This is a genomic window from Micromonospora sp. D75 (genome assembly GCF_018070405.1).
GTDB lineage: Bacteria > Actinomycetota > Actinomycetes > Mycobacteriales > Micromonosporaceae > Micromonospora > Micromonospora chalcea.
Window position 1 is genome coordinate 1 of the sequence record NZ_JAGPXV010000463.1, and the last position, 4,850, is coordinate 4,850.

Below are 4,850 nucleotides of genomic sequence, written 5' to 3' on the forward strand. Positions count from 1 at the left end.
CCAGCCGACCGGGTCGTCGCCGGGCTCCTCCCCCACCACGTCGAGCAGCTCGCGGATGATCAGATCCTGCTCCGGGCCGGTGAGCAGCCGCGGCGAGGGCTCGCCGCGTTCGGCCGCGGCACGACGCAGCAGCCCGAAGGCGTACGCCGGGAACGTGCGCACCAGCGGCTCGCGGACCACGCGGTGTCCGTCCCCGGCGATACGCGCCTCGATCCGGTGGCGCAGCTCGGTGGCGCCCCGCCGGCCGAAGGTGAGCACCAGGATCCGCTCCGGGTCGACGCCCTCGGCCACCCGGGCGGCGACCGCCTCGACGAGCGTGGACGTCTTGCCGGTGCCGGGACCACCCACGACGAGCATCGGCCCGTCGGTGTGCGCGACCACCTCGGCCTGCACCGGATCGACCCGGCGCGAGACGTTCGTGCCCGCCCCGGCCCCGGTCCCGGTCTGCGGCGAAGCGCTGTCGTGCGGCGTGGCGGTCTGTGGGTGCGCGGCATCGCCCGCCGACCCCCCGGATCGCGGCTCCGCCTCGGCCGGCCCACCGGACCGACCCACCCCCTGCCCCGCCCCGGCGTCGTGGGTGACCCCCGCCCCCGCGCCGCCGGGCCGGCGCACCAACCGGTACGCCTGCATCACCGACATCCCACCACGCCGGTACGACACCCGGAAACCGACAGTCGTCCCGCCCGTCACCAGCTCACCTTGCCCGCGGCGCGCACCATTGCCGGCTCCGCCCCACGCCCGGCTCCATGCGTTCACGCCACCTCGGCGAAGTGGCCGCATCACGCGCGCCCGGACACCACCACCTCCCCGAAGTAGTGTCGATCAAGCACGCCGAGACGGTGGTGAACAAGCACGGGTGGCCGGGCGCGCGTCAGGTGAGGCGGGCGTCGATCAGGTCGAGCGCGGCGGGCACGCTGTCGGCGACCATCAGCAGGTCCAGCGCGGCCGGCTTGAGGAAGCGCTGCTCGCCGAGCCCGCGGATCCAGTCGAGCAGCGGCCGGTAGAAGCCGTCCACGTCCACGATCACCATCGGCTTGGCGTGCAGGGCCAGGGTGGCTGTGGTCCACACCTCGAACAGCTCGTCCAACGTGCCCAGGCCGCCGGGCAGCGCCACGAACGCGTCGGACTTCTCGTCCATCAGCGTCTTGCGGTCGGCCAGGCTGTCGGTCACCAGCAGCTCGTCGGAGTCCAGGTCGGCGACCTCCAGGTCGACCAGGGACTGCGGGATGACGCCGATGGTGCGGCCGCCGGCCGCCCGCGCGCCCTCCACCACGGCGCCCATCATGCCGACGCAGCCGCCGCCGCTGACCAACGTGTGACCGCGCCGGGCGAGTTCCTCGCCGGTCTCGGTGGCCAGCGCGAGCCAGCGGTCGTCGAGAGTACGGGAGGACGCGCAGAAGACACAGACGTTCGCCACGTTCAGCTCCGTCCGGCCGGGCCCTCGGGGGCGGCCTCGGCGGCGGCGCGCTGGTCGGCGGCGACCCGGGCGACCGCCTCCTCGCGTACCGCCTCCTGCTCGGCGGAGAGCACCGCCTCGGCCTCCACGATGTGCCGGACCGCTTCGTTGACGTCGTCGGTGAGCCGGATCAGGTCGAGGTCGGCCGGGCCGATCTTGCCCTCGGCGGCCATCGTCGTACGCAGCCAGTCGAGCAGTCCGCGCCAGTAGTCGGTGCCCATCAGCACCACCGGGAACCGGGTCACCTTGCCGGTCTGCACCAGGGTGAGCGCCTCGAACAGCTCGTCCAGGGTGCCGAAGCCGCCGGGCAGCACCACGAACGCCTGGGCGTACTTGACGAACATGGTCTTGCGGGCGAAGAAGTAGCGGAAGTCGATGGCCAGGTCGACCCAGTCGTTGAGGCCCTGCTCGAACGGCAGCTCGATGCCGAGCCCGACGGAGAGGCCGCCGGCTTCGCCGGCGCCACGGTTGGCGGCCTCCATCACGCCGGGGCCGCCCCCGGTGATCACCGCGTAGCCGGCCCGGGCCAGTGCCGCGCCCACTTCCTCGGCCATCCGGCACTCCGGGCTGTCCGGCTTGCTGCGGGCGGAGCCGAAGACGCTCACCGCCGGGGGCAGGTCGGCGAGGGTGTCGAAGCCCTCGACGAACTCGGACAGGATCCGCAGGGCCCGCCAGGCGTCCTTGGTCTTCCAGTCGCTGCGTCCCCGGGAGTCGAGCAGTCGCTGATCAGCGGTACTCGTCGGAATCGCCCGGTTGCGCAGCGTCACCGCACCGCGGTGCCGTTCCGCCCGACGCGTCTCCCCCCGCTGCCCCTGCCCAGCCGACTTCCCGCTGCTCTCGCCCATGTGGTCACCGTAATGGAGCGGATCCGGCGGGACGCGCTGGCCCGGGAGCCGAAGAAAATCTGGGATACGGGCAACTAAATCGCTGGCTCGTACGTCTTACTATTCACATACCCGGTATACCCCGGGCGACGCGCCTTCGGGGGAGGAGCCAGCGTTGATCAGTAACAGCGAGATGATCCGGATTCGCCGTCAGATGCAGCGGCGGATCCGCGACGTGGTGGCCGAGCGCCGCCGCGCCCGGATGATGGAGACCCACCGCACCGACCTCACCGGCGAGACCGGCGAGGCGGACGCGCCCCTGACGACCAGCGTCTGACGATCCGGGGCCCGCCAGGCGGGTGCGGGCCCCGGATCGCGGCGCGTCAGGCCGGGGCCAGCCAGCGGTGCAGGGTGGCCGCGCCGTCCCGGATCTTGGTCAGTTCGACGTGCTCGTCCTTGTGGTGCGCCAGGTTCGGGTCGCCGGGCCCGAAGTTCAGCGCCGGGATGCCCATGGCCGCGAACCGCGCCACGTCCGTCCAGCCCAGCTTGCCGATCGGGGCGGCGCCCACCGCCGTCAGGAACTCCTGCGCCGCCGGGTTGTCCAGCCCGGGTGGCGCGCCGGCCGCCGCGTCGGTGACCGCCAGGTCGAAGCCGGCGAAGACCTCGCGCAGGTGCGCCTCGGCGCCCGCCGGGTCGCGGTCCGGGGCGTACCGGTAGTTGATCTCGATCTCGCACCGGTCGGGGATGACGTTGCCGGCCACCCCGCCGGTGATCCGTACCGCGTTGAGGCCCTCGCGGTAGTCGCAGCCCTCGATCGTCACCCGGCGCGCCTCGTACGTGGTCAGCCGCCGCAGCACCTCGCTCGCGCCGTGGATGGCGTTCACCCCGTGCCAGGAACGCGCCGCGTGGGCCCGCTCCCCGTGCGTGGTGATCACCGCCCGCATGGTGCCCTGGCAGCCCGCCTCGACGATGCCGTACGTCGGCTCCAGCAGCACCGCGAAGTCGGCCTCCAGCCACTCCGGGTGGGTCTGCGCGACCAGGGTGAGGCCGTTGTACTTCGACTCGATCTCCTCGGCCTCGTAGAAGAAGTACGTGACGTCGTAGCGCGGGTCGGGCAGCGTGACCGCCAGGTGCAGGGCGAACGCCACGCCGGACTTCATGTCGGAGGTGCCGCAGCCGTACATCAGGTCGCCGCGCATGGTCGAGGGGAAGTTGCCGTTGAGCGGGACGGTGTCCAGGTGGCCGGCGAGCACCACGCGCTGGGCCCGGCCCAGGTCGGTACGGGCCATGACGGTGTTCTGGTGCCGGTACGTGGTCAGGTGCGGCACACGGCGCAGCACCTCCTCGACGCAGTCGGCGATCGCCTTCTCGTTGAGGGAGACCGACTCGATGTCGACCAGGGCGCGGGTCAGCGCCACCGGATCGGCCAGGACCTCGGGGGTCAACGGGTTCTGCATGTCTCGCACGGTACCGTCAACCTCGGCGGGCCAGGGAACACGTTCGGCGAGGCCCGCGGCCGCGAGCAGCGGCGGACGCCGTTGCCGGAGGAGAAGGGTGACATCGTGACGTCCGCACCATCTGCCTGGGGCATCGGCCTGGCCACCGTCACCGCCGAGGACCAGGTGCTCGACACCTGGTACCCGACCGGCAAGCTGGGTCTGGGCGAGCTGCCGCTGGTGCCCGGCGAGGACCAGGCCGACGTGCTCGACCTGCCGCCGGGCGCGATCGGCGAGCGGGCGCTGCCCGGGTTGCGCACGGTCGAGGTGACCACGCTGATCGGCTCTCTGGACGACCCGATCAAGGACGCGGCCGACGCGTACCTTCGGTTGCACCTGCTCTCCCACCGCCTGGTGCGGCCGAACGAGCTGAACCTCGACGGCATCTTCGGCAAGCTGGCGAACGTGGCCTGGACGTCGGCCGGGCCGTGCCCGCCGGAGCGGGTGGACGAGCTGCGTGTCATCGAGCGGGCGGCGGGCCGCCACCTGGCCGTGTACGGGGTCGACAAGTTCCCCCGGATGACCGACTACGTGGTGCCGTCCGGGGTGCGGATCGCCGACGCGGACCGGGTCCGGCTGGGCGCGTACCTGTCCTCCGGCACCACCGTGATGCACGAGGGCTTCGTCAACTTCAACGCGGGCACGCTGGGCACCTCGATGGTCGAGGGCCGCATCGTGCAGGGCGTGGTGGTCGGCGACGGCTCCGACGTCGGCGGCGGCGCCTCGATCATGGGCACGCTCTCCGGCGGCGGCACGGAGAGGGTGCGCATCGGTGAGCGCAGCCTGATCGGCGCGAACGCCGGTGTCGGCATCACGCTCGGCGACGACTGCGTGGTGGAGGCCGGCTGCTACATCACCGCCGCCTCGAAGATCACCCTTCCGGACGGCCGGACGGTCAAGGCCCGCGAGCTGTCCGGCGTCGACGGGCTGCTGTTCTGGCGCAACTCGGTGACCGGCGCGCTGGAGGCGAAGCCCCGCACCGGGCAGGGCATCAAACTGAACGCCGCGCTGCACGCCAACGACTGAGCCGTACCCCCGTCCGGGTCCCCGCCCACCCCGCGGACCCCGACCGCC

The 4,850-nt window shown here is 72.6% G+C and carries 6 protein-coding genes; 2 read left to right on the plus strand and 4 right to left on the minus strand.

Going from position 1 to position 4,850, the window contains the following annotated elements:
• From KBX39_RS23160 to KBX39_RS23170, 3 genes are all read right to left on the minus strand, one after another.
• Nucleotides 1-630: UvrD-helicase domain-containing protein (locus KBX39_RS23160; RefSeq protein WP_210872484.1), on the minus strand; the 630-nt coding region annotated here is incomplete at its 3' end.
• Nucleotides 631-871: 241 nt separating this feature from the next.
• The gene (locus KBX39_RS23165; protein WP_043328444.1) at nt 872-1,417 is read right to left on the minus strand and encodes a TIGR00730 family Rossman fold protein; all 546 of its coding nucleotides are present in this window, start codon (nt 1,415-1,417) and stop codon (nt 872-874) included.
• A 2-nt stretch (nt 1,418-1,419) separates the two neighbouring features.
• Nucleotides 1,420-2,301, minus strand: a complete 882-nt coding sequence (locus tag KBX39_RS23170) for a TIGR00730 family Rossman fold protein (RefSeq protein WP_113974675.1) — start codon at nt 2,299-2,301, stop codon at nt 1,420-1,422.
• A 154-nt stretch (nt 2,302-2,455) separates the two neighbouring features.
• On the opposite strand from KBX39_RS23170, the gene KBX39_RS23175 reads away from it, so the two are divergent.
• Nucleotides 2,456-2,617, plus strand: coding sequence for a hypothetical protein (locus KBX39_RS23175; protein WP_166457212.1), 162 nt, complete (start codon nt 2,456-2,458; stop codon nt 2,615-2,617).
• Between the two features lie 46 nt (nt 2,618-2,663).
• Here KBX39_RS23175 and dapE read toward each other — a convergent pair whose 3' ends face one another.
• Complete coding sequence (gene dapE, locus KBX39_RS23180; RefSeq protein WP_104115152.1) at nt 2,664-3,737, minus strand: succinyl-diaminopimelate desuccinylase; 1,074 nt, start codon at nt 3,735-3,737, stop codon at nt 2,664-2,666.
• A gap of 105 nt (nt 3,738-3,842) precedes the next feature.
• Between dapE and dapD the strand changes: the two genes are divergently transcribed.
• Nucleotides 3,843-4,802 carry a 2,3,4,5-tetrahydropyridine-2,6-dicarboxylate N-succinyltransferase gene (gene dapD / locus KBX39_RS23185; protein WP_104115170.1) on the plus strand — a complete coding sequence of 320 codons (960 nt, stop codon included), beginning with the start codon at nt 3,843-3,845 and terminating at the stop codon, nt 4,800-4,802.
• The last annotated feature ends 48 nt before the right edge of the window (nt 4,803-4,850 follow it).

Excerpts from the sequence above, each read along its gene's own strand:
- KBX39_RS23170 (WP_113974675.1), bottom strand. The coding sequence starts at position 2,301 with ATGGGCGAGAGCAGCGGGAAGTCGGCTGGGCAGGGGCAGCGGGGGGAG.
- dapE (WP_104115152.1), bottom strand. The coding sequence starts at position 3,737 with ATGCAGAACCCGTTGACCCCCGAGGTCCTGGCCGATCCGGTGGCGCTG.